Annotated in this window: 24 protein-coding genes; 7 read left to right on the forward strand and 17 right to left on the reverse strand. The window is 58.4% G+C overall.

What is annotated here, in order from left to right; translation table 11 throughout:
- Positions 1-131 precede the first annotated feature (131 nt).
- From ubiT to ubiV, 3 genes are read left to right on the forward strand one after another with little or no spacing between them, the layout of a single operon-like run.
- Entirely contained in the window at positions 132-656 is a 525-nt protein-coding gene (ubiT, locus tag AB4X18_RS07125; protein WP_432817231.1) for an SCP2 domain-containing protein, read from the forward strand.
- Between the two features lie 4 nt (positions 657-660).
- Complete coding sequence (gene ubiU, locus AB4X18_RS07130) at positions 661-1659, forward strand: ubiquinone anaerobic biosynthesis protein UbiU (RefSeq protein ID WP_432817232.1); 999 nt, start codon at positions 661-663, stop codon at positions 1657-1659.
- Between the two features lie 4 nt (positions 1660-1663).
- A complete protein-coding gene (ubiV, locus tag AB4X18_RS07135) occupies positions 1664-2584 on the forward strand; it encodes a ubiquinone anaerobic biosynthesis protein UbiV (RefSeq protein ID WP_432817233.1) in 921 nt (306 codons plus the stop codon).
- A 13-nt stretch (positions 2585-2597) separates the two neighbouring features.
- Here ubiV and AB4X18_RS07140 read toward each other — a convergent pair whose 3' ends face one another.
- From AB4X18_RS07140 to AB4X18_RS07190, 11 genes are read right to left on the reverse strand one after another with little or no spacing between them, the layout of a single operon-like run.
- The gene (locus AB4X18_RS07140) at positions 2598-3893 is read right to left on the reverse strand and encodes an acyl-CoA dehydrogenase family protein (protein WP_370399439.1); all 1296 of its coding nucleotides are present in this window, start codon (positions 3891-3893) and stop codon (positions 2598-2600) included.
- A gap of 55 nt (positions 3894-3948) precedes the next feature.
- On the reverse strand, positions 3949-4467 hold the full coding sequence (locus AB4X18_RS07145) for a DUF2478 domain-containing protein (RefSeq protein WP_370399440.1): 519 nt from the start codon (positions 4465-4467) through the stop codon (positions 3949-3951).
- A 16-nt stretch (positions 4468-4483) separates the two neighbouring features.
- Positions 4484-5755 (reverse strand): molybdopterin molybdotransferase MoeA, encoded by a 1272-nt coding sequence (locus AB4X18_RS07150; protein WP_370399441.1) that lies wholly within the window; start codon positions 5753-5755, stop codon positions 4484-4486.
- On the reverse strand, positions 5752-6369 hold the full coding sequence (locus tag AB4X18_RS07155) for a carbonic anhydrase (protein ID WP_370399442.1): 618 nt from the start codon (positions 6367-6369) through the stop codon (positions 5752-5754). Before AB4X18_RS07155 ends, AB4X18_RS07150 begins: the two co-directional genes overlap by 4 nt.
- Complete coding sequence (locus AB4X18_RS07160) at positions 6363-6932, reverse strand: hemerythrin domain-containing protein (RefSeq protein WP_370399443.1); 570 nt, start codon at positions 6930-6932, stop codon at positions 6363-6365. The genes AB4X18_RS07155 and AB4X18_RS07160 overlap by 7 nt, the downstream gene beginning before the upstream one ends.
- A 15-nt stretch (positions 6933-6947) precedes the next feature.
- Positions 6948-7745, reverse strand: coding sequence for a peptidylprolyl isomerase (locus tag AB4X18_RS07165; protein WP_370399444.1), 798 nt, complete (start codon positions 7743-7745; stop codon positions 6948-6950).
- A 5-nt stretch (positions 7746-7750) separates the two neighbouring features.
- Complete coding sequence (narI, locus tag AB4X18_RS07170; protein ID WP_370399445.1) at positions 7751-8533, reverse strand: respiratory nitrate reductase subunit gamma; 783 nt, start codon at positions 8531-8533, stop codon at positions 7751-7753.
- 12 nt (positions 8534-8545) lie between these two features.
- Positions 8546-9268, reverse strand: coding sequence for a nitrate reductase molybdenum cofactor assembly chaperone (gene narJ / locus AB4X18_RS07175; RefSeq protein WP_370399446.1), 723 nt, complete (start codon positions 9266-9268; stop codon positions 8546-8548).
- Between the two features lies 1 nt (position 9269).
- Positions 9270-10793, reverse strand: a complete 1524-nt coding sequence (narH, locus tag AB4X18_RS07180; RefSeq protein WP_432817234.1) for a nitrate reductase subunit beta — start codon at positions 10791-10793, stop codon at positions 9270-9272.
- Positions 10790-14530, reverse strand: coding sequence for a nitrate reductase subunit alpha (locus AB4X18_RS07185; RefSeq protein WP_370399447.1), 3741 nt, complete (start codon positions 14528-14530; stop codon positions 10790-10792). Before AB4X18_RS07185 ends, narH begins: the two co-directional genes overlap by 4 nt.
- Positions 14531-14543: 13 nt before the next feature.
- On the reverse strand, positions 14544-17276 hold the full coding sequence (locus AB4X18_RS07190; RefSeq protein ID WP_370399448.1) for a nitrate/nitrite transporter: 2733 nt from the start codon (positions 17274-17276) through the stop codon (positions 14544-14546).
- A gap of 258 nt (positions 17277-17534) precedes the next feature.
- Here AB4X18_RS07190 and AB4X18_RS07195 point away from each other — a divergent pair, with 258 nt between their 5' ends.
- Together AB4X18_RS07195 and AB4X18_RS07200 are read left to right on the forward strand one after the other, a co-directional pair.
- Positions 17535-18230, forward strand: a complete 696-nt coding sequence (locus AB4X18_RS07195) for a helix-turn-helix domain-containing protein (RefSeq protein WP_370399449.1) — start codon at positions 17535-17537, stop codon at positions 18228-18230.
- Between the two features lie 10 nt (positions 18231-18240).
- Positions 18241-18552: a carboxymuconolactone decarboxylase family protein gene (locus tag AB4X18_RS07200; RefSeq protein ID WP_370399450.1), complete on the forward strand. Its 312-nt coding sequence runs from the start codon at positions 18241-18243 to the stop codon at positions 18550-18552.
- 41 nt (positions 18553-18593) lie between these two features.
- Here the strand turns inward: AB4X18_RS07200 and AB4X18_RS07205 are convergent, their stop codons facing one another.
- Positions 18594-19799 (reverse strand): NnrS family protein, encoded by a 1206-nt coding sequence (locus AB4X18_RS07205; RefSeq protein WP_370399451.1) that lies wholly within the window; start codon positions 19797-19799, stop codon positions 18594-18596.
- A gap of 226 nt (positions 19800-20025) precedes the next feature.
- On the opposite strand from AB4X18_RS07205, the gene AB4X18_RS07210 reads away from it, so the two are divergent.
- Complete coding sequence (locus tag AB4X18_RS07210; RefSeq protein WP_370399452.1) at positions 20026-20442, forward strand: RrF2 family transcriptional regulator; 417 nt, start codon at positions 20026-20028, stop codon at positions 20440-20442.
- A gap of 10 nt (positions 20443-20452) precedes the next feature.
- A complete protein-coding gene (locus tag AB4X18_RS07215) occupies positions 20453-20740 on the forward strand; it encodes a DUF6522 family protein (RefSeq protein WP_370399453.1) in 288 nt (95 codons plus the stop codon).
- 50 nt (positions 20741-20790) lie between these two features.
- Here the strand turns inward: AB4X18_RS07215 and AB4X18_RS07220 are convergent, their stop codons facing one another.
- Genes AB4X18_RS07220 through AB4X18_RS07240 form a run of 5 tightly spaced genes read right to left on the reverse strand, consistent with a single transcriptional unit; the run spans position 20791 to position 25164 of the window.
- Positions 20791-21261, reverse strand: coding sequence for a DUF6455 family protein (locus AB4X18_RS07220; RefSeq protein ID WP_370402590.1), 471 nt, complete (start codon positions 21259-21261; stop codon positions 20791-20793).
- Between the two features lie 36 nt (positions 21262-21297).
- A complete protein-coding gene (locus AB4X18_RS07225) occupies positions 21298-22260 on the reverse strand; it encodes an ABC transporter ATP-binding protein (protein WP_370402591.1) in 963 nt (320 codons plus the stop codon).
- The gene (locus AB4X18_RS07230) at positions 22260-23240 is read right to left on the reverse strand and encodes an ABC transporter ATP-binding protein (RefSeq protein WP_432817235.1); all 981 of its coding nucleotides are present in this window, start codon (positions 23238-23240) and stop codon (positions 22260-22262) included. Before AB4X18_RS07230 ends, AB4X18_RS07225 begins: the two co-directional genes overlap by 1 nt.
- Positions 23240-24184: an ABC transporter permease gene (locus tag AB4X18_RS07235; protein ID WP_370399454.1), complete on the reverse strand. Its 945-nt coding sequence runs from the start codon at positions 24182-24184 to the stop codon at positions 23240-23242. The genes AB4X18_RS07230 and AB4X18_RS07235 overlap by 1 nt, the downstream gene beginning before the upstream one ends.
- Complete coding sequence (locus AB4X18_RS07240) at positions 24184-25164, reverse strand: ABC transporter permease (protein ID WP_432817236.1); 981 nt, start codon at positions 25162-25164, stop codon at positions 24184-24186. Before AB4X18_RS07240 ends, AB4X18_RS07235 begins: the two co-directional genes overlap by 1 nt.
- Positions 25165-25174 lie beyond the last annotated feature (10 nt).

The raw sequence follows: 25174 nt of genomic DNA on the forward strand, positions 1-25174 counted from the left end.
GTGCGCTTCTCTGTATGGCATGGCCATGGATTACCCTCACCGGATTTTGCAGGCATGATTTGGATCTCGCTGGCATTCGCTTGCCCGGAGACAGCTGACTTCACATGCTTGCAGCGCAGATGGAAACAACTATGAACACAAGACGCGCTGCCGAAAACGACCTTCCGTTTCAAAGGAGCCATCGTAACTTCCCTTTTCCGACCTTCATCCTGCAGCCGATATTGCGCCGCATCGTCATGCAGATTGCAAATCGGCACCCTGAAGTGTTCGACCGTCTCGGTCCTCACACCCAGACCGGTTTCGTGGTTGACCCGGTTGATTTTCCATTCGCGCTTTATCTGCAACCCAACCCTGCAAACCCAGCCTTCAAGGCAATCCGCCGCGCTGCGGTCCCTGCCCATGAGGCGCGGATTGCCGGAAACTTTTTGACCCTGCTGCGCCTGGTGGATGCCGGCGAGGACGGGGACGCCCTGTTCTTCTCCCGCGATCTCACGATCTCGGGCAATACGGCAGCGGTGGTAAGCCTGCGAAATGCTCTGGATGATGTGGACGGCTCCATCGCTGAAGACGTGGCAGACATGTTTGGCCCACTTGGCCGCTTCGCACTGAACCGATGCCGCAAGGTCGCAGGTACCTCGCGCGATTTGGGAGAATAGAACCATGACCATTGCAGAACTTGTCTGCCCGGCCGGCACGCCAGCAGCCTTGCGGACAGCCGTTGATGCAGGTGCTGACGCTGTTTATTGCGGCTTTCAGAATGCAACAAACGCGCGGAATTTTCCGGGTCTGAATTTTACCCCGGAAGAGTTGGAAAAGTCGGTTGTCTACGCACATCAACATGGCGCAAAAGTCCTTCTGGCCCTCAACACCTATCCGCCCGCAGGCAAGTTTCAGCTTTGGAAGGACGCTGCAGATATCGGTGCGGGTCTTGGCGTGGACGCATTCATCGTGGCGGACGTGGGCGTAGCCGATTACATTGCCCGCACCTGTCCCGGCACCCGGTTGCATCTGTCGGTGCAGGCTGCTGCCTCAAGCCCTGAGGCCATACGTTATTACGTTCAGGAATTCGGCGTCAAACGGGTGGTTTTGCCCCGTATCCTGGCCATACCTGAAATCCGCCAGATCAAGTCCGAAATCCCCTGTGAGATCGAAACCTTCATCTTTGGTAATCACGGACTGATGGTCGAGGGACGATGCAGCCTGACCAACTATGCCACCGGGCTGTCCACGAATATGGACGGGGTCTGCTCCCCGGCGGCGGAGGTTCAATATGTACGAGACGAGGTCGGCAACCTGTCCACGAAACTTGGCGCTTTCACCATAGATCGCTTCGCGCCTGACGAAAACGCAGGGTATCCGACCATCTGCAAGGGCCGCTATCACACACCCTGCAGGTCAGATGGCTACTACGCATTCGAAGAACCGGTAAGCCTCAATCTGGCACGCCTTCTGCCGGAACTGATCGATGCCGGTGTAAACGCCTTCAAGATCGAGGGGCGCCAACGCTCACGCGCTTATGTCCGTCAGGTGGTCAGTTCATTCCGCGAGGCAATCGACGCGATCCAAAACGACACACACCCGGACCTTGGCAGCCTTGTCGCCCTTACCGAAGGGCAGAAAGAAACCCAAGGGGCCTTCCAGACAAAGAAATGGCGATAGCGCGATGACACCCAAACTGACAATTGGACCGATCCCATACCACTGGTCAGCAGACAAGAAGCAGGATTTCTATGCCCGGATCGCAGATGAAGCTCCGGTCGACACCGTTTATCTGGGCGAAGTCATCTGTTCGAAACGCGCACCCTTTTTCGACCATCACTACGACGAGGTCGCCGCCCGTTTGACCCGTGCCGGCAAAGCGGTCGTCTTCTCCAGCCTTGCAGAGGTCATGCTGAAGCGGGAACGCAAGGCAATCGAAGCAATGGCCGAAATCGCGGAGTTTGAGATCGAGATCAACAATGCCGCAGGTTTGCTGAATATCTCGGGCCGTCCGCACCGAATTGGACCATTTCTGAATGTGTATAACGCCGAAACCCTGTCCTACTTCGCGGATCGCGGTGCGACGCATGTGTGCCTGCCCGTTGAACTCCCGTCAGCGTCGGTTGCAGCAATGGGCCAAGCCGCTGCCGTGCGCGCCATCGGGGTTGAAGTACAGGTCTTTGGCCGTGCCTCGCTGGCCGTATCCGCCCGTTGCTATCATGCGCGCGCACATGGCCGGACAAAGGACAACTGTCAGTTCGTCTGCGAAGAGAACCCGGACGGCATGCCACTGACCACACAGGATGGACAATCGTTCCTGCGTATAAACGGCATTCAAACAATGTCACAAAGCTACATCAACTTGATTGAAGAACTGCCCGCAATGATCGGGATGGGGGTCACTGATTTCCGCCTGATGCCGCAGGACATTGATATGGTTGCTGTCGCCAAGGTCTTTGCAGAAACCCTGACCGGCCTGATGACACCGGCAGAGGCGAAAGCACAATTCGATGCCCTCGATTTTGATGCGCCATTCTCGAACGGCTTCTGGCATGGCCAGGCAGGACACCGCAGGATCGCGGCAATGGGGCGCAGCGTCGAATAGTCGGCTCGCCCCGTTATTCCCCCACCGAGACGGAATCCTGCCGAATGTCACGCTCATCTGCCCGGCTGGGCAAGGTGAAGAACTTGTAACTGTCGCGGGGTCCGTTCTGCGCTTTTCTGACCTCCATACGGGCGATGGATCTTTTGTGAACCTCGTCAGGCCCATCCGCCAAGCGCAGGCTACGCGCCATGGTCCACAGATCAGGCAGCGGCGTGTCCGGCGTCATCCCCATCCCGCCAAAGGTTTGTATCGCGCGGTCAATCACCCGTTCACACATCTGCGGCACGACGACCTTGATCATGGCGACCTCGTTCCGGGCGCCAGCAACGCCGAATTCGTCAATCAGCCACGCCGCCTTGAGAACCAGCAAGCGCGCTTGATCAATCTCTATCCGGCTGGTTGCGATCTTGTCCTGAAGCATGCCGTGTTCGTGTATGAACTTGCCGAATGTCTTACGCTCCAGCGTCCGATCGACCATCATCCGAAAGGCAAGCTCCGCCTGCCCAATCGACCTCATGCAATGGTGAACGCGCCCCGGTCCAAGGCGCGCCTGTGCGATTGAAAAACCCTCTCCTTCCACCCCCAGCACGTTGGAAACGGGAACGCGCACATTTCTGTACGCAATCTCGCAATGGCTTTCATAACTGTGGTGATTCATGACCGCGATATCTCTGGTAATGGTCACCCCCTCGCTATCCAGCGGCACCAGTATCATGCTTTGCTGCTCATGGCGGTTCGCATTATCGGGTGCGGTCTTGCCCATCAGAATGGCCACCTTGCAACGGGGCGATGCCGCACCGGTCGAAAACCATTTGCGCCCGTTGATGACATACTCATCCCCATCGCGGCGAATGACAGTCTCGATATTCGTCGCATCGGAACTGGCAACATCCGGTTCGGTCATCGAAAAACACGACCTGATCTGTCCATTCAGCAGTGGGTTGAGCCAGCGTTCCTTCTGCTCGGGTGTCCCGAACATATGGAGTATTTCCATGTTCCCGGTATCCGGGGCGGAGCAGTTGAACACCTCTGAGGCCCAAGGCAATTGGCCCATGATTTCTGCAAGAGGGGCATAATCAACATTGCTCAGCGGCGTACCGGGTTCGTCCTCCTGCAAGTCCGAAAGAAAGAAATTCCACAACCCCTCTTCACGTGCGAGCGCCTTGAGGTCTTCCATGAAACTGACAACATGTGACCCGGCGGTCGTCTCCTGAACAAACGCAGCATGGCGGGGGATGACGTGGTCTTCCATGAACGCGGACAACCTTGCCTGAAGCGCGAGACTTTTTTCGGAATAGTCAAAATTCATGTCGTTCTCCTTGGGCCCAGCACGACCGGACCTTCAGCGCCGGACAGTTTGCTGATCACGCCGGTTGCAGCGCGCGTTTCGTGTTTGCAGCGACCCAATTGATCAATACGTCATCGTCGTGGTCCAACTTTACGGCCTCCGGTCCGGCGAAGGTTATGAACGCGTCGCTGTTCAGTGTATTCACGCCGACCAAAACCGGAATATCCCGTGACAGCCCATCAGCAATGACGGAGCGGAAGCCACGTCCGTCCGCCTCGTGTTTGCCGAATTTGTTGATGATCAGCACATCCGGTTGAGTATCCAGATGCGCCGAAACCTCCGCGACAGCACTTTCGAGGGCGGCTGGGTCCAACCGGCAACCCCTGGCATGCCGTCCAAGGCTCTGGGATATCCGGAAGACGGGACCATCCGGCAATACCATCACGTCCATGTCGCAAGGACCATCGGCGCAATCGGTGTTTGTTTGCACAGTGCCACAGCATCTGAACCCGTCGGAGGCCAGTCTTTGTGCCACCCGGCAAAGCAGCAAATCCGTATCCCCTCTACCGGGTGCCATTGTATATGCGATTTTCATCACGGATGACCTTTTGCTAAAATGGCAAGAATTCGACGATCGCACCGCCGGGCAGGGTTGCGGCCTCACCCGGCACCAATAGCAGGCCGTCCATCGGTGACAGATCGCCAACCCGCGCAGAATGAGTGACAGGCGCAAACTCCACGACCTCACGTCCCATGCCGTCAAATCCGCACAAGCGTGCCAGCCGCATTTCACACCGACCCGGCGTATGCCGAAGCGGCTCGGACAGAACGACGTTCCGGCGCAAAACCTGATCCTGCGCGCGCCCTGAAAGCGCGTCGCAAATCGTCTTGCCAAACATCATCCAGGTCACCAGAGCCGAAAGCGGATTACCCGGCAGCCCCAGCCAGAGCGTCGACCCGATCCTGCCGAAAGACACTGGTTTGCCGGGCTTGAGCGCAACGCCGCTAAAGATCGTCTCGGCTCCCAGTGCAGCCAGCGCGGGTTTCACATGATCGGCCTCACCAACAGAAATCCCTCCTGTCGTGATCAACAGATCGACACATTTGGCCATGTCGGACAATTGGCTCTGCAACTCCGGGCGGCTGTCCTTTGCTGTCTGGACGATGCGCAGGTCAATCTCGGGCGACTGCAAGGCTGCGCTCAGCATCGGGGTATTCACGTCCCAGATCCCTGCTGGTCCCCGCGCCTGCCCGGCCTGATGCACTTCATCTCCAGTAATCAAAAGCGCGACACGGACCCGGCGATGCACCGGCACGGTCGCATGCCCGGCGGCCGCGAATGCCGCAATGCTGCGTACCGTCAGTGCCTGACCAGCAGTCCCGATGATCTTGCCCGCTGGCATATCTTCACCGACCGACCTGATGTTCGTCCTCGGGCTGACCTTGCTTGGAAGCATGATGTAGTCGCCCGTTCGGATGACATTTTCCTGCATAACGACTGCATCTGCACCATCGGGCACCGGCGCGCCGGTGAAGACCTGAATGGCAGTATTGGATGCGAGACTTTGATTTCGAACCTGTCCGGCTGCAACACGGTCTGTGACTTGCAGCCGCCAAGGGCCGGGCCCCACCAGATCCGATGATCTGATCGCATAGCCATCCATCGCAGCGTTATCAAAGGGTGGAACCATCCCCAGCGACCGGACAGAATGGGCTAGGATCCGGCCTTTTGCAGCGCCTACAGGAACGTCTTCGGCGCCATCGATGGGACGAACCGTTGCTGCAATACGTGCAAACGCCTCATCAATGCTGATCAGGTTCTTGTGACCCGCCTCGATCCCACACCCGCAGGCTGGTTTTTCAATTCTTTGGATAACGGTCATTGTGCTGCCTCACTTTGAAAATGTCCCGGCCCGATGGTGCAGTCCAGATCCCGCAACCGCCCATCCTTCAGCCCATAGATCAGCCCGTGAACCCGAATGCCGACCCCGCTTTGCCAGGCGCGTTGCAAGATCGGTGTCTCAGCGACACGGCGGACGCCTTCGATCACGTTCAGTTCTGCCAGTTTGTTCTGACGTTCTTCCCCACCGTCCTGCTGCGCCAGATCCACGGCATAGGCCCGTGCCAGACGCCGGATCGGTTCCAACCAGTGATCCGCAAGACCATGCGACAGGTCTTCGACCGCCGCCTTCACCCCACCACAACCGTAATGACCGCAAACGATGATTTCACGGATCTCCAAAGCCTCAACTGCGAATTCCAAAGCGGAAAGCATGTTCAGGTCGGAAGAATGGATCACGTTGGCGACATTGCGATGCACAAAGACCTCACCGGGATCAAGGCCCGCCACCACATTCGCGGGCACCCTGCTGTCAGAGCAACCGATCCAGAAATAGTCAGGAGACTGCCTTGTCGCCAAACGCGGGAAGTATCCCGGTTCCTCTGCTGTCTTGTGCGCAGACCACCTTGCGTTCCGGACAAGCAGATCATTCAACATGTCCGTCCCTCCGAAGAAATGCTCCCACCGCGCCGCGCTTGCATGCGCTGCCACATGCCCTGCAGATCATCGGATGTCAGGCGAACACGGGCGATGGGAAGCACCACCGCGTTTTCCAGAATAAGATGACGGCGGGCATGATTGGCAAAGTCAGTCAACTGCGCCCGTTCCCGCGCCGAAAGCCTTTCGGGGGCGTGGCAATGGCTCTCAAGGAGCGAACCAATACCGGTACCGTCATTAAAGGCGTGTTCGTGATCTGACAGGAGTTTCTCTACCACCTTGCCGATCTCATCCTCTGGCGCACATCGCTTCAACAACAAGGGAAAAAGGTCCTCCTCTTCATCTTCCAGATGCTTGGGCAGCTCGGTCCAAAGGAAACGCGTCATCATCTCAAGATCACTGCCAGAAAGCGCCGTTCCCGACACGAACCCCTCGATCAGCGCACAAACCTCCCGCTCGCGCATGTGATCTTCGGCAATGACGTCCAGCGGATTATCCATTGTGTGATCACCGGCACGCTCACCACGGATATGTCCTGTGTGTGGGGAATTCTCATGTGTCATCGTCCTCCCTCCCCATCAGACGGGTCGCAGGTCCGCCCCTTCGATTTCAGCGGTCTGCACCAATTGATCAACATATGCCCGCGCCTGCCGCACCCATGCTGCCTTTTCCAGCGCTTCGCCGATCTTGGGCCGCACTGCCTCGAAAGGCAGGACCTGCCCTTCTGCCAAAGCGTCAAGCTTGATGACGTGATAGCCGTAGCGGGTCAGCACCGGTTCTAAGGTGATTTCCCCCTCAACAAGTCCGCGCAGGGCGGCTTCGAACTCCGGCACGGTGTCACCGGGGTTCAATTGACCCAATGTCCCGCCGGATGCCTTTGAATCGCAGTCGCTTTCACGTGCAGCAAGCACTGGAAACGCCTTTGGATCGTCACGCACAGCGGCCGCAAGTGCCTGCGCGCGCGCCAGCGCCTCGCCGCGATGCTCTTCATTGCGGGGATCACATGCGCACAGCATGTGCGAAACTTCCCAAAGCGGGGGTGACCTGAAGCGCGTCGGATCGCGTTCCCATTCCGCACGTATGTCCGCAACGCTGGGCGGTGAGACATCGACGGCCACCTCAAGGAGACCCCTAATCAGGGCTTCCTCATCGGTTTCAAAACGTCCCGGACCCACTTCAAGCCTGTCTGCAACTATGCCCCTTGACCGGGCCTCCTGCAGCAAAAGCGTGCGAATGGCGACGGCATTCGCCGCCTTCCGCCAAGCTATGCCCGGTTTGCCCTTGGGGGCATCCTGGTTCTGGGTTTCGGCGGCAACGACCGCATGTGGCACCTGTTCACCGTTTACGATGAGATTAGGAAAAAGCGCTGTATTCATGGCACTCACTCCGCTGGTCTGGGGGCCTGCGGCGCCCCGGATTTCTTCGCCGCCGCAGAAGCCAAGGCGCCGCTACGTGTGGGCAAGGCGGTCGTCCGGCGTGATCGAACCAGCTGATAACCAGGCCGTAACAGGAAGCGGAAAGGTGCTGCGAAGCCTGACACCATGTGCACCAGACGTGTGAACGGAAACAGGATGGTGATCAGAAGACCCAGAAAGATATGCGCCTTGTAAAGCCAGTGCACATCCACAACCATCGCCCATGCATTCAGGTTCAGCAGGATCACGCTTTGCGACCAGGTCATGAAGCGGACCATCTCGGCGCCGTCCATGTGCTGCAGCGTCAGAAAGATCGTGCCCAACCCGATAAACAGCTGAAGCCAGATCAGGATGAGGATGCCAATGTCGGCAAAACTGGTGGTCTGCCAGATGCGTGGGTCCATGACCCGTCGATGGATCAACAGCGACGCGCCGATCAGGGCCGCAATACCCGCTGTCCCACCAAGCAGAACCGCCATCCACTGCTTGAGCGCATAGGGAATGCCAAACGCGTCCAGCACCCAAACCGGCGTGAACAGCCCGATCAGATGCCCCCCGAAGACAGTGATGATACCCACGTGAAAAAGGACCGACCCCCAGAACAGCTGCTTGCGACGCAAAAGCTGGCTTGAGGACGATTTCCAAGTGAAGGGATCGCGTTCGTAGCGCGCAATGCAGCCTACAATCAACACGGTCAGTGCGATGTATGGCATTATCCCGAAGATGAAGTAGTCAAGGTCAAGAAACATGGTTCTGGTTCCCTATTCTGCCGCGTGCTGCGGATTGGGATTGACGGTTGGAGTTGGACCTGCAGGCACATCCATCCGCGCGAGCATGTCGCGCACCTGCGGACACCCCGCGTTCGGGTCCGGGCCGAACAGCACTTCGCTCTCCTCCCAAACCTCGTCGAGCGCCTCCAGATCGGTGGGGTCGTCGTCTGGCTGTGCCAGCATTTCGGCAACCACGTCCCTGTCAGCCTTGATCCCCGCCAACTGCACAAGTGCGGCAAAGACAGGTGCATAATTGCTTTCGCGGCGTTCCAGTCGTTCGACCAGCGCACTGAAGATATGCGCCGCATCTGCCAGCGTTTCACGCGCTTCGTCGAAAGGACGCGTTGCCAGAAACTCCAACAGCACCGGAAGGTGATCCGGCAATTCCGAGGTTACGGGATCAAACCCTCCCTCCCGGTAGGTTTCGATCAGCGACACCATTGCGCCGCCCCGGTCCCGGCTTTCGCCATGAACGTGTTCAAACAGGTTCAGCGACAAGGTCCGCGACCTGTCGAAAAGCAGCACGAACTGCTCCTCGAGGTCATAGATGTCGCGCCCGCCCAACTCCTCCAGCAGCGGGCGCAACGCCCGACGGGCTGCCGCCGTCAGCCGTGTATCAGACGCCAGGACGGCTCCGATTTCGGGCATGGCATGCTGCAGCTCACGCGTCGGGTAACTCAGGATAAGCGATAGAGCTTTAAGTGTGCGGTCCATCTCACATCACCTCCGTAGGCATTTTCAGGGGTTTCTTGGCCCCACCAAAGAGCGAGCCCTTGGACGTACCGGTGGAGCATCCGTTGCTGTCGGTAAATCCGCAGCCACCGCGCAGGTCATAGGCTTCTTCAACCTGTTCACGGTGTGTGGTCGGGATCACGAAACGGTCCTCGTAATCGGCCAAGGCCATGATCTTGTACATGTCCTCGATCACGCGGCCGCTTAGCCCCACACGGGCGGCAATCGCCTCGTCGACGACACCCTCAACGGTTTTGGACCGCATATAGGACCGCATGGCCAGCATCCGTTCCAATGCGTGAACCACGGGTTCCTCATCCCCGGCGGTCAGCATGTTGGCAAGATATCGCACCGGGATTCGCAGGTTACGCACATCGGGCATGGCCCCATCCATACCAATCGCACCGGCCTCCGCCGCGTTCTGGATGGGTGACAGGGGCGGGATGTACCACACCATCGGCAAGGTCCGGTATTCAGGGTGCAACGGGAAGGCGACCTTCCATTCCATCGCCATTTTCCAGACGGGGCTTTCCTGCGCGGCCTTGATCCAGTCTTCGGGGATGCCATCGGCACGTGCCGTTTCAATCACCACCGGGTCATTGGGGTCAAGGAAGACGTCAAGCTGCGCATCATAAAGCTGCTTTTCATCCGCCACGCCGGCCGCCTGGTCGATCTTGTCAGCATCGTAAAGCATCACACCAAGATACCGGATGCGACCCACGCAAGTTTCCGAACAGACCGTCGGGTTGCCGCTTTCAATCCGCGGATAACACAACGTGCATTTCTCGGATTTTCCGGTGGACCAGTTGTAATACACCTTCTTGTAAGGGCAGCCCGAAACGCACATGCGCCAGCCGCGACATTTCTCCTGATCAATCAGGACAATGCCGTCTTCCTCGCGCTTGTAGATCGCTCCGGATGGGCAGGACGCGGCACAAGCGGGGTTCAAACAGTGTTCGCAAAGCCGGGGGAGATACATCATGAAGGTGTTCTCGTATTCCCCGTAGATCTCCTTCTGGATCCCTTCGAAGTTATAGTCTTCGGACCGCTTGGAGAATTCGCCGCCCAGGATTTCCTCCCAGTTGGGGCCTTTTTCAATCTTCTCTATCCGTTCACCGGTGATCTTGGACCGGGGGCGCGCCGTCGGAAATGCCTCCATCTCGGGTGCCGATTTCAGGTGGTCGTAATCGAAGTCGAACGGTTCGTAGTAATCGTCGATCTCTGGCAGGTCGGGGTTGGCAAACATGTTTGCCAATATCCGCCATTTCGAGCCCTGTTTGGGCTGCAGTTTGCCCGCCTTCGTCCGCTCCCAGCCGCCGTTCCAGCGTGCCTGATTTTCCCAGTCGGTCGGGTAGCCGGTACCCGGTTTGGTTTCGACGTTGTTGAACCAGGCGTATTCGACACCATCGCGGCTAGTCCAGACGTTCTTGCAGGTGACGGAGCAGGTGTGGCACCCGATACATTTGTCGAGGTTCAGCACCATGCCGATTTGTGCACGTACTCTCATTCCGCTGCCTCCTGTGCAGGTGCTTCCCAGCTTTTCTCTTTGTCGAGCCAGTCCACTTTCTTCATCTTGCGAACGACGACGAACTCATCCCGGTTCGATCCCACGGTGCCGTAGTAGTTGAAGCCGTAGGACTGCTGGGCATAGCCGCCGATCATGTGCGTGGGTTTCAGAACCGCGCGGGTGACGGAGTTGTGGATGCCCCCGCGATGACCTGTCTTTTCGGAACCGGGCGTGTTCACGATCTTTTCCTGGGCGTGATACATGAACGTGGTCCCGTCCTTGATCCGTTGGGAAACCACCGCCCGCGCGGTCAAGGCGCCATTGGTGTTGTAAAGCTCAACCCAGTCGTTATCGACGATACCTGCCGATTTCGCGTCGTTCTCGCTGATCCAGATCACCGGCCCGCCTCGGTTGAGCGTGAGCATCAGCAGGTTGTCAGTATAGGTCGAGTGAATGCCCCACTTCTGGTGCGGTGTGATGAAGTTCAACACAAGGTTGTCGCCATCGTCCTGCACGTCCGCATTGATCGTCTTGAGATCAACAGGCGGGCGGTAGGACATGAAGCCTTCACCAAAGGCCAGCATCCAAAGGTGATCCTGATAAAGCTGTTGTCGCCCTGTCAGGGTGCGCCAGGGAATAAGCTCATGCACATTGGTGTAACCGGCGTTGTAGCTGACCTTCTCGCTCTCGATGCCCGACCATGTGGGCGAAGAGATGATCTTGCGCGGTTGAGCCGCAATATCGCGGAAGCGGATCTTGTTGTGATGCTCCCCTTCGGCCAGGTGCGCATGTGCGCGCCCGGTTGCCTTGCTGAGCGCTTCCCAGGCCTTCACCGCAACCTCGCCGTTGGTTTCGGGTGCCAGCATCAGGATCACCTCGCAGGCATCAATGGCGGTTTCGATCTTGGGCCGCCCGGCCGCCGGACCATCAAGCTGCACACCATTCAGCGCTGACAGATTGTCGATCTCGTCCTGGGTATTCCAGCTTATGCCTTTGCCGCCGTTACCCAGCTTATCCATGAGCGGACCAAGCGCAGTAAAGCGATCATAGATCGCGGTATAATCCCGCTCTACCGCGATGTAGGCGGGGGCGGTCTTGCCCGGGATCAGATCACATTCGCCCTTCTTCCAGTCCTTCACCTGATCCTGCGCGATCTCGGCAGGGGTATCGTGCAGGATGGGAAGCGCGACGATATCGGTTTCCTTGTCCAGATAACCGGGTGCAATTTCCTGGAATTTCTTCGCAATGGATTTGAAGATCTCCCAGTCCGACTTGCTTTCATATGCCGGGTCCACCGCCGCTTGCAGCGGGTGGATGAAAGGGTGCATGTCCGACGTGTTCATGTCGTCCTTTTCGTACCAGCTTGCAGTTGGCAGAACGATGTCTGAATAGACTGCCGTGGTGGACATGCGGAAGTCGATGGTCACCAGCAGATCAAGTTTGCCACGCGGGCCTTCCTCGTGCCATTTGGCCTCCTTGGGCAACTGGCGTCCTTCCTCGCCCAGATCCTTGCCCATGACACCATTGTCCGTGCCCAGAAGGTGCTTGAGGAAATATTCGTGCCCCTTGCCCGATGACCCCAGCAGGTTCGACCGCCACACAAACAGGTTGCGCGGCCAGTTGGCTGGATTGTCCGGGTCTTCGCAAGACATCTCCAGATCGCCTGACTTGAGGTTCTCGGCCACATAGGCCGGGATTTCCTTGCCTGCCGCTTTCGCCGCCTTTGCGACATCGAACGGATTGGTCTTGAGTTGTGGGGCAGACGGCAGCCAGCCCATCCGCTCCGCCCGGATGTTGTAGTCGATCAGGCTGATATCCCAATCGCCTTCGGGGGCCGTGGGCGACAGGATTTCATCCGCCGTCAGGGTCTCATAGCGCCACTGATCCGTATGCGCATACCAGGCGGATGTCGAATTCATGTGACGTGGCGGGCGGTTCCAGTCGAGCGCGAAGGCCAGCGGCTGCCAGCCAGTCTGCGGCCGCAGTTTCTCCTGCCCCACGTAGTGCGCCCAACCACCACCGGATTGGCCGACACACCCACACATGACCAGCATGTTGATGACACCGCGATAGTTCATGTCCATATGGAACCAGTGGTTCATCGCAGCGCCGATGATGATCATCGATTTGCCTTGGGTCTTTTCGGCGTTGTCCGCGAACTCGCGCGCCACGTGGATGATCTTGTCCGCAGGTACACCGGTGATCTTTTCAGCCCAGGCAGGTGTGCCGGGCATCGGGTCAGCGTAATCACTGGTGACCCATTCACCGCCCAGCCCGCGATCAAGACCATAGTTGGCGCAGAACAGGTCGAACACGGTTGCAACTGCAATCTCCCCGTCCTTGGTCTGTACTTTCTTGACCGGGACATTGCGGGTCAGGACGTCAGGGTGATCCGCGTCGGTAGCAAACTGGCCATAAGCTTCACCTCCGAAATAGGGGAAATCAACGCCCACAACTGCGTCCTGATCCTCCTCAAGAACCAACGACATCTTGAGCCGGGTCTTGCTGTCGCAGGCCCGTTCTTCAAGGTTCCATTCGCCGTCTTCACCCCAGCGGTATCCGATGGATCCGTTGGGCGCGACAAGACTGCTCGAAAGTTCGTCATAGGCAACGGTCTTCCATTCCGGATTGTTGGATTCCCCCAGCTTGCCGTCCAGATCGTCAGCACGAAGGAAGCGCCCCGGGATCAGCTTGCCATCTTTCTCTTCCAGCTTCACCAGCATCGGGAAGTCCGAATACTTGCGTGTGTAGTCCTCAAAATACTCCGTCTGTCGATCAAGGTGGAATTCGCGCAGGATCACGTGGCCAAAGGCCATCGCCAGTGCGGCATCGGTCCCCTGCTTGGCGTTTAGCCAGACATCACCAAACTTGGCTGCCTCCGAATAGTCGGGGCAGATCACGGCGGACTTCGTCCCCTTGTACCGCGCTTCGGTATAGAAGTGTGCGTCAGGCGTCCGGGTCTGTGGAACGTTCGATCCCCACAGCAGCAGGTAGCCGGCGTTGTACCAATCCGCGCTTTCGGGAACGTCGGTCTGTTCACCCCAGGTCATCGGCGATGCAGGCGGCAAATCGCAATACCAATCATAAAACGACATGCAAACGCCGCCCATCAGGCTAAGATACCGTGACCCCGCAGCGTATGAGACCATGGACATGGCCGGGATGGGCGAAAAGCCGAAAACGCGGTCAGGGCCATAGGTCTTGGCGGTATAGGCGTTCGCAGCCGCGGTAATCTCGGTCGCTTCGTCCCAGGTGGCGCGCACGAAACCGCCCTTGCCACGTGTTTCAACATAGGAGGCGCGCAAGATCGGGTCGGACTGGAGCTTGGTCCAGGCCTCAATCGGGTTCATTGTCTCCCGCATCTTGCGCCAGACTTTCATCAACCGTCCCCGCACAAGCGGGTTCTTCACCCGGTTCGCACTATACAGGTACCAGCTGTAGGATGCGCCACGGGCGCAGCCGCGTGGTTCATGGTTGGGCAGATCAGCACGGGTGCGCGGGTAATCGGTCTGCTGGGTTTCCCAGGTGACGATCCCGGATTTGACATAGATCTTCCAGGAACAGGATCCGGTGCAGTTCACCCCGTGGGTGGAACGCACGACCTTGTCGTGCCTCCAACGGTTGCGATACGTATCCTCCCAATCCCGGTTCTCACGGGTGACTTGCCCATGGCCGTTGGAGAACTGCTCAAGTTCCTTGGATTGCAGGAAGTTCAATCTGTCGAGAAGGTGGCTCATCTGGCGTCCTTTCTTATTCAGCAGGTTGGGCGGCGGTGTTCGCACCGCGACCGCGTTCGATGTCATGGAGAAGCCCACCGGGTCGGGTGTAGAAAACCCAGGTCCCGATCAGGCAGATCGCGTAGAAGCCCATGAAAGCCCAAAGCGCACCGTTCGGAGCCCCGGTCATGGCAATTGAGGTGCCGTAGAGCTTGGGGATGAAGAACGCACCGTAAGCTGCAATCGCCGAGGTGAAGGCGATGATTGCCGCACTTTCACGCTCTGCCTGTTTACGGCGCGCGCCTGCGTCGAGGTTGGGCATCAGTCGCGGGATTTCGCGACCCATGATCGCCGGGATCATCTGGAAGGTCGACGCATTGCCGATACCTGTCAGCAGGAACAGCGCCATGAAGCAGGCGAAAAAGCCCATGAAGCTGCCACCCTGCCCGTCCGACGGCAGGAAGAAGATCACACCATAGACTGCGATGATCATGCCTGCGAAGGTCCAGAAGGTGACCCTCCCTCCACCGAACTTGTCAGAGACCCAACCCGTTCCGGCACGGCTGAGCGCGCCGACAAGGGGTCCAAGGAACACGTACTGCAGCGCATTCACTTCAGGGAACATCAAGCGGGTCAGCAATGGGAAGCCTGCGGAGTAGCCGATGAAGCTGCCGAAGGTGCCGGTATAAAGAACGCACATTACCCAGTTGTGGAAGCGGCTGAAAATGATCGCCTGATCCCGGAAGCTGGCTTTGGCGTCGGCGATATCGTTCATGCCCAGCCATGCCGCGGCAGTGGCGATCAGGATGAAGGGCACCCAGACGAAGCCGGCGTTCTGCATCCACAATTGGCTTCCGTCATCAAGTGTAACCGGTGCGCCGCCCATCGCGCCGAACACACCGGCGGTGATGACAATTGGCACAAGGAACTGCATGACCGAAACACCCAGGTTGCCAAGCCCCGCATTGAGCGCAAGCGCATTGCCCTTTTCCGCTTTCGGGAAGAAGTAGGCGATATTCGCCATGGAGGATGCGAAGTTACCGCCGCCAAGCCCGCATAGAAGCGCAAGTGCCAGAAAGATCAGATAAGGGGTGTCAGGATTCTGAACGGCGTACCCGATGCCCAAAGCCGGGAATAGCAGTGAACCCGTCGAGAGTGTGGTCCAGAGCCTTCCGCCGAAAATCGGCACCATAAAGCTGTAAAATATGCGCAGTGTCGCCCCGGACAAGCCAGGCAAGGCAGCCAGCCAGAACAGTTGTGACGAAGTGAAGTCGAACCCGATGGCAGGCAAACGCGCCACCACCATCGACCAAACCATCCAGACAGAGAAGGCCAGAAGCAATGCCGGGATCGAAATCCACAGGTTGCGCCTCGCAACTGCCCTACCCGTGTCAGACCAGAAGGATTGATCTTCCGGCTGCCACTCGGTCAATGTGCGTGGCATGGTAGTCCGTTCGGGCAAGTGGATGGGCTGCATCTCCGGCAGTTCCGGAAGCTCGTCCAGCGCCGGGCCATGTGCTGCTCGTTCCATCATGCGCACCGACAGGTGCATCCAACCAAGCGCTATCGCCACAAGTGCGAACAGAAGCGCGAAACAGCTTGTGTAAATGCCGGTCAGTTCCAGCAAGGCCCCGAAGCCAATCGGCAGGACGAAGCCACCCAGACCGCCGATCATCCCTACAAGACCACCAACTGCGCCGACGTGGTGAGGGTAGTAGACCGGGATATGCTTGAACACGGCTGCCTTGCCGAGGCTCATGAAAAAACCCAGCACAAACAGCGTGATGACAAAGGGCCACAAAGCCATTTCAGTTGAGAAGGTGATTGGGCCATCCTTGCCCTGGATCACATAATCCGTGGGCGGGTAGGACAGCATGAAGAGCAACACCAGACTGAAGCCGAATGTCCAGTACATGACTTTTCGGGCACCAAATCTATCGGACAAGTGGCCGCCATAAGCGCGAAACAGTGATGCCGAAAGGGAGAATGCGGCCGCTGACATCCCCGCCGCGCGCACGTCCAGACCGTAGACGTCAATCAGATAGTGCGGCATCCAGAGCGCCAAAGCCACAAAAGCACCGAAAACGAAGAAGTAGTAAAGCGAGAAGCGCCAGACTTGAATGTTGCGAAGCGGCGCGAACTGTTGCGAAAAGCTGGGTGCTTGAACGCCTGACTTGCGGCGCGCGATCAGTTCGGGATCATCCTTTGCAAACACATAGAAAATGACAGCCATAAGGGCCAGCCCGACCGCCCAGACATGCGCAACGCCCTGCCATCCGTATGCCACCATGACAAATGGGGCGACGAATTTGGTGACAGCTGCACCGACGTTGCCCGCCCCAAATATCCCAAGGGCTGTTCCCTGGTGGCCTGCGTCGTAGAAGCGCGAAACATAGGCGACCCCAATGATGAAGGAACCGCCAGCCAAACCGATCCCGAGGGCCGCGATCAGATACATGGTGTAGGTTGACGCAAACGTCAGCGCCCAGGTCGCCAACGCGGTAAGCAGCATTTGCGCTGTGAATACCAGCCGACCACCATATTTCTCGGTCCAGACGCCTAGAAACAGACGCGTGATCGAACCTGTCAGAATAGGCGTGGCAACCAATAGACCGAACTGCGCTTCGTTGAGGCCCAGTTCGGATTTGATCCCGACGCCGATAATGGAGAAAATGGTCCAGACTGCGAAACAGGCCGTGAACGCAACGGTGCTGAGGCCCAGAGCCCGGTGTTGGTCCGGGCGTGAGACGCTGTCGAGTGTGTGCATGTGCTGTCCTTCCAAGGAATGGTTTTGGAGAAGGTCCCAAAACGGGCTGGAAGAAGAATCGCCGGTTACGCGCCCAAATCGTTTGATCTGGGTCAAGAAACCCGCAAGGAGAGAGCGAAATAATTGGCCCGTCAAAGTCGGTCATTCCGGATTTCCCGCACCGTCAAGAAGGCTGCAATCACAGGTCAATTGCTTGATTGACATTTATCAAGCAAATGGCAGATACCCGCATCAAAGCAGATTGAGGTCCAACAACGCATGCCCGATTCGGACTATTCGGAAGTTCGCAAGCTCCACCTTTTTTCGCAGATGGAGGACGCGCAATTCGGTGCCCTCATGCGGGGTGCCTATGTCCAGAATTTTCCACCGCAGATCGAGCTGATCACCGAGGGGGATCCAAGTGACTTTCTGCACATCGTGGTATCGGGCGCGATCGAATTGTTTTCCTCCTGGAACGGGCGCGATACCAGCATGGCAACGGTGCGCCCCGTCTCGACCTTCATCCTTGCGGCAAGCATCAAGGACGCTGCCTATCTGATGTCGGCAAGGACACTTGAGAAAAGCAGGCTGGTTCTGATCCCCTCGCAGGATGTTCGCGCTGCGTTTGAGGAAAGCAGCAGCTTTGCCAAGGCCATCGTGCTGGAGCTTGCGCAGTGCTATCGGTCCGTGGTGAAGAACACCAAGGATCTGAAGTTACGCACATCACGTGAACGGCTTGCGAACTACCTTTTGCGCCAAAAAGAGCGGAGCGGCTCTTTGGCATTTGATCTGGCATTGGAAAAGCGGCGGCTGGCTTCCTTTCTGGGGATGACCCCCGAAAACCTCAGCCGTTCATTCAAGGGGCTCGAAGCCTATGGTGTAAAGGTGACAGGCAACCACATCGTGATCACCGACCTTGATGATCTTACCCGGTTTGCCAAGCCAAATCCGCTGATCGACGATTTTTCAGTTTGAGGAGCGTAGAATGACCAAACCAATGCCCGGTGCTGCCGGTGACCTTGCACAGCAACATCCCGACCTCTGGAACGCCTATGCCGCGCTCGGCAAGGCTTGCGCGGAAGCAGGCCCTTTGAGCGATCGGGAGAAACGGCTGGTCAAGCTGGCCTTGGCAATTGGCGCCAGTTCGGAAGGGGCCGTTCATTCACATGTCCGCCGTGCCCGGTCCGAGGGTCTGGAAGAAGAAGCCCTGCAGCAGGTCGCCCTGTTGGCCATCGGACCACTTGGCCTGCCTCGCGCGGTCGCCGCCAAGACCTGGATCGAGGACGAGACCACCTGAATTTGCCAGTCTGAGTAAGGTATTGGCAACTCCTGAAGCGGCTACGCTTTCTTTCCAGGAGGCGCGCGCAGCAACAGTGCGCCATACAAAACCGCGAAACCCCCGAAGCAGGCAATCCAGAACACGCCAGACGTTGCATACAACTGCGACGCCCCGGCAGGCCAGAAACCGGCAGCCACGCGGGCGCATACAGCGGCGATCAATGCCGTGAACAGCAGGTTCGTCCCACCCCCTGCCGTAAGGGCCTGACCCGTATGCCCCAAAGTCGCGCGGCTCATGACGGCAAGTGTCATCAGACCAATCGCACCGCCCATCCAGAGGTGTTGTGAGGCACCAAGACCACCAAAGTCCGGAAAGATGATTTCAGCAGCAACCGCCAAAGCGCCGAAAGGCAAAAAGGCGTATGCCACATGCAGCACAAGGACAAGCGGCTCTGCGCTGGTGTGCAATCCGGCCCAGCGGGCCAAGCGCACCAGATGCATCAGGCCCGCCAAGAACAGCGCCACTGCCGTCAGGTTGGACGCAGGCGCTCTAACCCAAAGCACAAGCGCCACGAGCAACCCAAGCAACGCGAGCTTGTCAAACCGCTGCATCGGGGGCGTAGGCAGGCGCGATGCCTGCCGCTTTACCAGCCAGTTGCGCGTGAAAGACGGCACGATGCGCCCACCGATTACCGCCACCATCATCAGGGCTGCGCCAAGCCCGATCCGCAGTCCGAAACCCTGCGCCGCATAGTCGCCGCGTGCAGCTTCAAAGTGAAAGATCGCATTCCCGAGGGCCAGAACACTCAGCATCCCAAGCACAACCAGATTACGCCAATTCTTCCCGGCAACGATCTCTCTGGCGATGACAACTCCCAGCGCAACAGGCATCGCAAGGTCCACAAGTGCAACGACCAAAGGCGGGATGAACCCAGAAAAACCGACCGCGACGCGCCCTGCAAGCCAAAGTGCGAACAGGCCGCCCAGGGGCCATCCGACAATCGGTAGTCGTCCGGTCCAGTTCGGCACTGCTGTCAGCAGGAACCCCGCAACGACGGCGGTGACATAGCCGAACAGAAACTCATGCGCATGCCAGCTGACGGGATCAAAAGCCGTGGGAAGCGTGAACAACCCTGATAATGTCGCCACCCAGACAATCATCGCAAACGCCGCCCACAGCGCAGCGCCCAGGAAGAACGGTCTGAAACCATAGGTGAGTATCGCGGGGCCGGTCCAGGCTCGCATTTGTTCTGCGGTGCTGCTCATGTCACATCCTCACTTCTTAAGCGCGCAGTCCGGTCGGATGTCAGTCTGTCCGATCTCGCGCCGTTCGTATCAATCCGTTTGTCCTTCAGATTGGTCAAGTTACCGGATGCGAACGGATTGCGGCAGCCCGTCCGGCCGCGCGGATCAGATCGCAATGTCACTTGATCTCATCTATCTTAAGCCCTATTAATTGGTATTGTAAATACCTATTCATAGAGCGGCATTCATGCGTCTGACTTCGTTTACCGATTATGGCCTGCGCATGTTGATGCGGCTGGCAAGTACGCCTGGGCGTGCCTATTCGACCGCTGAATTAGCAGAGGAGTTTCAATTGTCGCGTCATCACCTCAGCAAGATCATGCAGCGCCTTGCACGTGGAGGTTTCGTCGAAACGCGGCGCGGTGGGGGTGGCGGCGCCGTGCTTGCATACCCTGCGACCCAGATCCGTCTGGGCGCTGTCATCCGGCTTCTGGAAGAAGATCAGCCAATGGTCGAATGCCTTGCGCCCGGATCCAACAGCTGCACGTTGGACGGGCGCTGCAAGCTGAAAACACGGCTGCGCACCGCAGAAAGGGCCTTTCTGACCGAACTGGATCGCAGCACACTGGCCGACATCGCGTTGCCGCAAACGCAAACCACGTAAGAGGGCACAATTGACCAAGTCGAATGATATGGTGGAGCGTGATGGCAACAATTTCGTCGTGCCCGCCGAACTGATTGGAGCCGCATTTGATATCGAGCCGGCACAGGTGCCAGACCTGATGCGCGGCGGAAAGATGACCAGCCGCTGTGAAACCGGCATAGATGCAGATGCGGGGCGATGGCGGATTACGATCTATTTCAACGGACGGGCGCTGCGCCTCACTGTTGATGAGGCAGGTAATATCCTAAGCCGCAGCGCCTTCGATTCGCCTCGGCCTGGATCACAGCGCAATTCCTGACGACAACTGCATTGCCATCTTCGACCCGAGTTACAGCACCTGAACAAGAGCTATTTCACGACTTTCTGTGTGTGACCTTCCTCTTTCAACTGAAGGATCAGATCATGGTTGGGACAGAAATGAGGCGGGACTGCACCCTCCTGCGCATGTTCAAGCCATGCATGACACGTGTCGCTGCTGTTGCACTCATGGCACGTGATGATGCTCTCGCGGATACGGTTTTCAAGGTCCTTGTCTACGCGGCGTTTCTTGACCTTAACTCCCGTGGCTTTCAGCATTTTCCGCCGAAGCTCCATCCGTTCTTCAAATGCGCTGATCGTCTCTTCGAAAAGACCTTTCAGCATGGGTTTCACTCCTCCCTGCGCGATTTTCATGCTGTTTTCTACGCCAGATCCGGTTTTGGTACTTTGATCTAACGCAAATCCACGCGATCGAGCAAAACGACCGTCGAGCGCTGATATCGCCTTCGCATCATGTTCGAATGAGGTCGGAGACCTCCCTTGCTTGAACATCCCTGACATCTTGATCACGTGCCTGCGCCGCGCCTTGTCAGCGGATCATTCCGCCAGATGGCACGCCACCCGCGCTGCACCCAACTCCCGCATCCGGGGTCTCTCTCGCGTGCACACATCCTGCGCGATCGGGCAACGCGGGTGAAATGCGCAGCCGGGTGGCGGATTGATCGGGTCGGGGATTTCGCCTTCGGGCGGTTGAATTTCACGGCCAAACCCATCCATGCGCGGCGCCGCTTCCAACAGCATCTGGGTGTAGGGATGCTTGGGGTCTTCAAACAGGCTTTGCGGGTCGGCTTCTTCGACCAAGCGACCCAGGTAAAGCACCCCGATGCGATCCGCCATGTGCCGCACAACGGTCAAGTCATGGCTGATCAGCACATAGGTCAGGCCAAAGTCATCCTTGAGATCACTCATCAGGTTCAAAACCTGCGCCTGCACCGACACGTCCAGCGCTGAAGTCGGTTCGTCACACACGATCAGGCGCGGCTCGGACGCCAATGCGCGGGCAATGCAGATGCGCTGACGCTGACCGCCGGAGAACTCATGCGGGAACTTGCCCGCATCCAGCACCGAAAGCCCCACCTGCTCCAACAGGCGTTCCGCCAGACCGGCGGTGTCCCCGCCCCGCGCGGCAACGGGCTCCGCGATGATGTCGCGCACCCGCCAACGCGGATTGAGCGATGCGAAAGGGTCCTGAAAGATCATCTGGATATCCGAACGGATGGCATCCACCTTGGCTGCGTCCGTTTCATTCGCAAGGTCCACGCCTTCAATCTCCACCGTGCCTTCCGTCGGTGTCAGCAGCCCGACCAACATTCGCCCGATGGTCGACTTACCCGAGCCACTTTCCCCGACAAGCGCATAGGTGCTGCGTTCTTTCACCTCGAAATCGACGTCAGAGACTGCGGTCAGATACGCCTTGCCGCGCCGTTCGAGGATACGGTTCAACAAAGGCTTCGACACGTCAAACAGACGGGTAAGAGACTTGACCCGGACCAACGCCATCAGGACACCTTTTTTTCTGCTTCCGCCAACGGGTGCCAGCAGGCGGCGTGGCCGTTTTCGACTTTCGGTGCGGGTGCGGCGCGACAGCGTTCACTGGCGCGGGGGCAGCGCGGGTTGAAGGCACACCCCGGCGGCACCGCATCAAGGCGCGGCATGGCACCGGGGATCTGGTGCAAGCGGTCCTTACCCGCAGATGCCAGTGGGGTCGACGCCATCAGCCCGTGGGTATAGGGATGCTGCGGCCGGGTCAGCACATCACGCACCGGGCCAAGTTCCGCCAGGCGGCCTGCGTACATTACCGCAACACGGTCTGTCGCCTCAGCGATAACGCCCATGTCATGCGTAATCAGCATGACCGCCGTGCCACGTTCCCGGCATAGCCGCTTCAGCAAGGCAATGATCTGCGCCTGCACCGACACATCCAGCGCCGTGGTGGGTTCATCCGCGATGATCAGCGACGGCTCCGCACAAAGCGCCAAGGCGATCACCACACGCTGCCGCATCCCGCCCGAAAACTCGTGCGGATAGCTGTTGACCCGGTCCGCTGCACCCGGAATCCCGACCTCTTCCAACGCGGCCACGGCGCGTTTCTCAGCTTCGGACTGGGTCAGGTCGAGATGGGTCAGCATCGTCTCTACCAACTGATCTCCAATCCGCAGAAGCGGATTGAGCGAGGTCAGCGGGTCCTGGAACACCATGCCGATCTCCTTGCCGCGCAGCCGTCGCATGGCGTCTCCGGTCAACTGGTCAATTCGCGCGCCGTTCACCCAAATCTCGCCCGATGCAATATGGGCGGGGGGGCTCAGCAATCCGATGACGGCATTTCCTGCCATCGATTTGCCTGCCCCGCTTTCACCGACTATTCCGAGGATTTCGCCCGCGCCGATATCATAGCTGACCCCATCCACAGGCCGCACGATACCGTGGCGCGTCGGAATTTCGACACAAAGGTCGCGGATCGAAAGAACCGGAACTCCCATCACCGCAGCCTTGGGTTCAGCGCGTCGCGCAGCCAGTCACCCAGCAAGTTGACCGACAAGGCAAGCACCAGCAGCGTCACGGCCGGGAAGAACAGGATCCACCATTCACCGGAGAACAGGAAGCCTTGCCCGATGCGGATCAGCGTACCCAGTGAGGGCTGCGTGGGCGGCGCACCGACGCCCAGAAAACTGAGCGTGGCCTCCGCGATAATCGCAAGCGCCAACGAAATCGTCGCAATCACCAGTACCGGCGACAGCACGTTGGGCAGGATATGGCGCAGCATGATGGCACCCGGTGTACGACCAATCAGACGCGCCGCCTGCACATATTCCTTGTTCTTTTCCACCAGTGTTGCCCCGCGCACCACGCGCGCAAACTGTACCCAATCCGACAAACCGATCGCCAGGATCAGCACCCAGATGGCCATCTGATCACGGTACTCTACCGGGGTGATGCCCTTGGCAATGCCAAAGATCAGCATCGCGACAAGAATGGACGGAAAGGTAAGCTGCACATCGGCTGTGCGCATGATGATCGTCTCCGTCCAGCCACCGACATAGCCGGAAACCAGCCCCAGCGTGATTCCCAGCACCATCGCAAAGGCAACCGCCGCAACCCCTACGAAAAGCGAAATCCGCATGCCGTACAGAATGGTCGAATAGACATCCCGCCCCTGATCATCGGTGCCCAGCACAAATCTTTCCCCGGTAAAGGCGTTCGGCTCCATCGGTGGGGTGAATCCGTTCATCAGGTTCAGCGATGCCGGATCGAACGGGTCTGTCGTCGCGATAAGCGGCGCAAAGATCGCGGACAAGACAAGGACCAGCACCACAACCGCAGAAACCACAGCCACCGGCGAGCGGCGGAAGGAATAAAACACATCGCTTTCCAGGGCGAGACGCAGGCGCGATTTTACGGGCACGGGTGTCGGTGTATCGGTCATCAGTGCCCCCCGGCCCGATCCACCCGCAGACGCGGGTCGATCATGAAGTACAGAATATCCACAATCAGATTGATCCCGACGAACATGACCGAGATCAGCATCAGATACGCAGCCATGACGGGTATGTCCACAAACTGGATCGCGTTGATGAAAAGCAAACCCACACCGGGCCATTGGAACACGGTTTCGGTGATGATCGCGAAGGCGATGATGGCACCCAGTTGCAGACCGATCACCGTGATCACCGGCACCATCGTGTTCTTCAGGGCATGGCGGAAATGTACCGTACGGTCGCGCAATCCGCGCGCCCGGGCAAAGCGGATATAGTCCTGCCGCAAGACCTCCAGCATCTCGGACCGCACAAGCCGCATGATCAGGGTCATTTGATACAGACCCAGGGTAATCGACGGCAGGATCAGCGCCTTCAGCCCACTTTCGGTCAGAAACCCGGTTCGCCAACCGCCCAGATCAACAACATCGCCACGGCCAAAACTGGGCAACCAGCCCAATTCAACCGAAAACACATAGATCAACAAAATGCCAATAAGGAACGTCGGCAACGACACCCCGATGAGAGAGGCGGACATGATCGTGTTGGCCAGCCATCCATTGCGCCGGATCGCCGTGAAAACCCCCAGCGCAATACCGAACAGCACCGCCAACACGCCGGAAACCGCAGCCAGTTCCAGCGTCGCCGGGGCGCGTTCCAGCAGGATTTCCGCCACCGGACGTCCCTGTCTATAGCTGACACCGAAATTGCCCTGCACCGCTTCTTGCAGGAACCGGAAATACTGCACCGGGAAAGGTTGATCGAGGCCAAGCTGCTCCCGCAGGCGTTCGATATCTTCAGCCGTGCGTTCCTGCCCCAGCATGTTGTCGATGGGATCGCCCACGAAATTGAACATCGAAAACGCCACCAGCCCCACGACAAGCAGGACAAGCGCGGACTGACCGAAACGCCGAATGATGAATGCGAGCATTGCGCCCCCG

Origin of the sequence: Sulfitobacter rhodophyticola (assembly GCF_041281685.2) — a bacterium.
In the GTDB taxonomy this organism is placed as follows: domain Bacteria; phylum Pseudomonadota; class Alphaproteobacteria; order Rhodobacterales; family Rhodobacteraceae; genus Sulfitobacter.

What these genes read in the sequence shown, in the direction of transcription:
- ubiT (WP_432817231.1), top strand. Translation starts at nt 132, where the DNA reads ATGAACACAAGACGCGCTGCCGAAAACGACCTTCCGTTTCAAAGGAGC.
- ubiU (WP_432817232.1), top strand. Translation starts at nt 661, where the DNA reads ATGACCATTGCAGAACTTGTCTGCCCGGCCGGCACGCCAGCAGCCTTG.
- ubiV (WP_432817233.1), top strand. Translation starts at nt 1,664, where the DNA reads ATGACACCCAAACTGACAATTGGACCGATCCCATACCACTGGTCAGCA.
- AB4X18_RS07140 (WP_370399439.1), bottom strand. Translation starts at nt 3,893, where the DNA reads ATGAATTTTGACTATTCCGAAAAAAGTCTCGCGCTTCAGGCAAGGTTG.
- AB4X18_RS07145 (WP_370399440.1), bottom strand. Translation starts at nt 4,467, where the DNA reads ATGAAAATCGCATATACAATGGCACCCGGTAGAGGGGATACGGATTTG.
- AB4X18_RS07150 (WP_370399441.1), bottom strand. Translation starts at nt 5,755, where the DNA reads ATGACCGTTATCCAAAGAATTGAAAAACCAGCCTGCGGGTGTGGGATC.
- AB4X18_RS07155 (WP_370399442.1), bottom strand. Translation starts at nt 6,369, where the DNA reads ATGTTGAATGATCTGCTTGTCCGGAACGCAAGGTGGTCTGCGCACAAG.
- AB4X18_RS07160 (WP_370399443.1), bottom strand. Translation starts at nt 6,932, where the DNA reads ATGACACATGAGAATTCCCCACACACAGGACATATCCGTGGTGAGCGT.
- AB4X18_RS07165 (WP_370399444.1), bottom strand. Translation starts at nt 7,745, where the DNA reads ATGAATACAGCGCTTTTTCCTAATCTCATCGTAAACGGTGAACAGGTG.
- narI (WP_370399445.1), bottom strand. Translation starts at nt 8,533, where the DNA reads ATGTTTCTTGACCTTGACTACTTCATCTTCGGGATAATGCCATACATC.
- narJ (WP_370399446.1), bottom strand. Translation starts at nt 9,268, where the DNA reads ATGGACCGCACACTTAAAGCTCTATCGCTTATCCTGAGTTACCCGACG.
- narH (WP_432817234.1), bottom strand. Translation starts at nt 10,793, where the DNA reads ATGAGAGTACGTGCACAAATCGGCATGGTGCTGAACCTCGACAAATGT.
- AB4X18_RS07185 (WP_370399447.1), bottom strand. Translation starts at nt 14,530, where the DNA reads ATGAGCCACCTTCTCGACAGATTGAACTTCCTGCAATCCAAGGAACTT.
- AB4X18_RS07190 (WP_370399448.1), bottom strand. Translation starts at nt 17,276, where the DNA reads ATGCACACACTCGACAGCGTCTCACGCCCGGACCAACACCGGGCTCTG.
- AB4X18_RS07195 (WP_370399449.1), top strand. Translation starts at nt 17,535, where the DNA reads ATGCCCGATTCGGACTATTCGGAAGTTCGCAAGCTCCACCTTTTTTCG.
- AB4X18_RS07200 (WP_370399450.1), top strand. Translation starts at nt 18,241, where the DNA reads ATGACCAAACCAATGCCCGGTGCTGCCGGTGACCTTGCACAGCAACAT.
- AB4X18_RS07205 (WP_370399451.1), bottom strand. Translation starts at nt 19,799, where the DNA reads ATGAGCAGCACCGCAGAACAAATGCGAGCCTGGACCGGCCCCGCGATA.
- AB4X18_RS07210 (WP_370399452.1), top strand. Translation starts at nt 20,026, where the DNA reads ATGCGTCTGACTTCGTTTACCGATTATGGCCTGCGCATGTTGATGCGG.
- AB4X18_RS07220 (WP_370402590.1), bottom strand. Translation starts at nt 21,261, where the DNA reads ATGTCAGGGATGTTCAAGCAAGGGAGGTCTCCGACCTCATTCGAACAT.
- AB4X18_RS07225 (WP_370402591.1), bottom strand. Translation starts at nt 22,260, where the DNA reads ATGGCGTTGGTCCGGGTCAAGTCTCTTACCCGTCTGTTTGACGTGTCG.
- AB4X18_RS07230 (WP_432817235.1), bottom strand. Translation starts at nt 23,240, where the DNA reads ATGGGAGTTCCGGTTCTTTCGATCCGCGACCTTTGTGTCGAAATTCCG.
- AB4X18_RS07235 (WP_370399454.1), bottom strand. Translation starts at nt 24,184, where the DNA reads ATGACCGATACACCGACACCCGTGCCCGTAAAATCGCGCCTGCGTCTC.
- AB4X18_RS07240 (WP_432817236.1), bottom strand. Translation starts at nt 25,164, where the DNA reads ATGCTCGCATTCATCATTCGGCGTTTCGGTCAGTCCGCGCTTGTCCTG.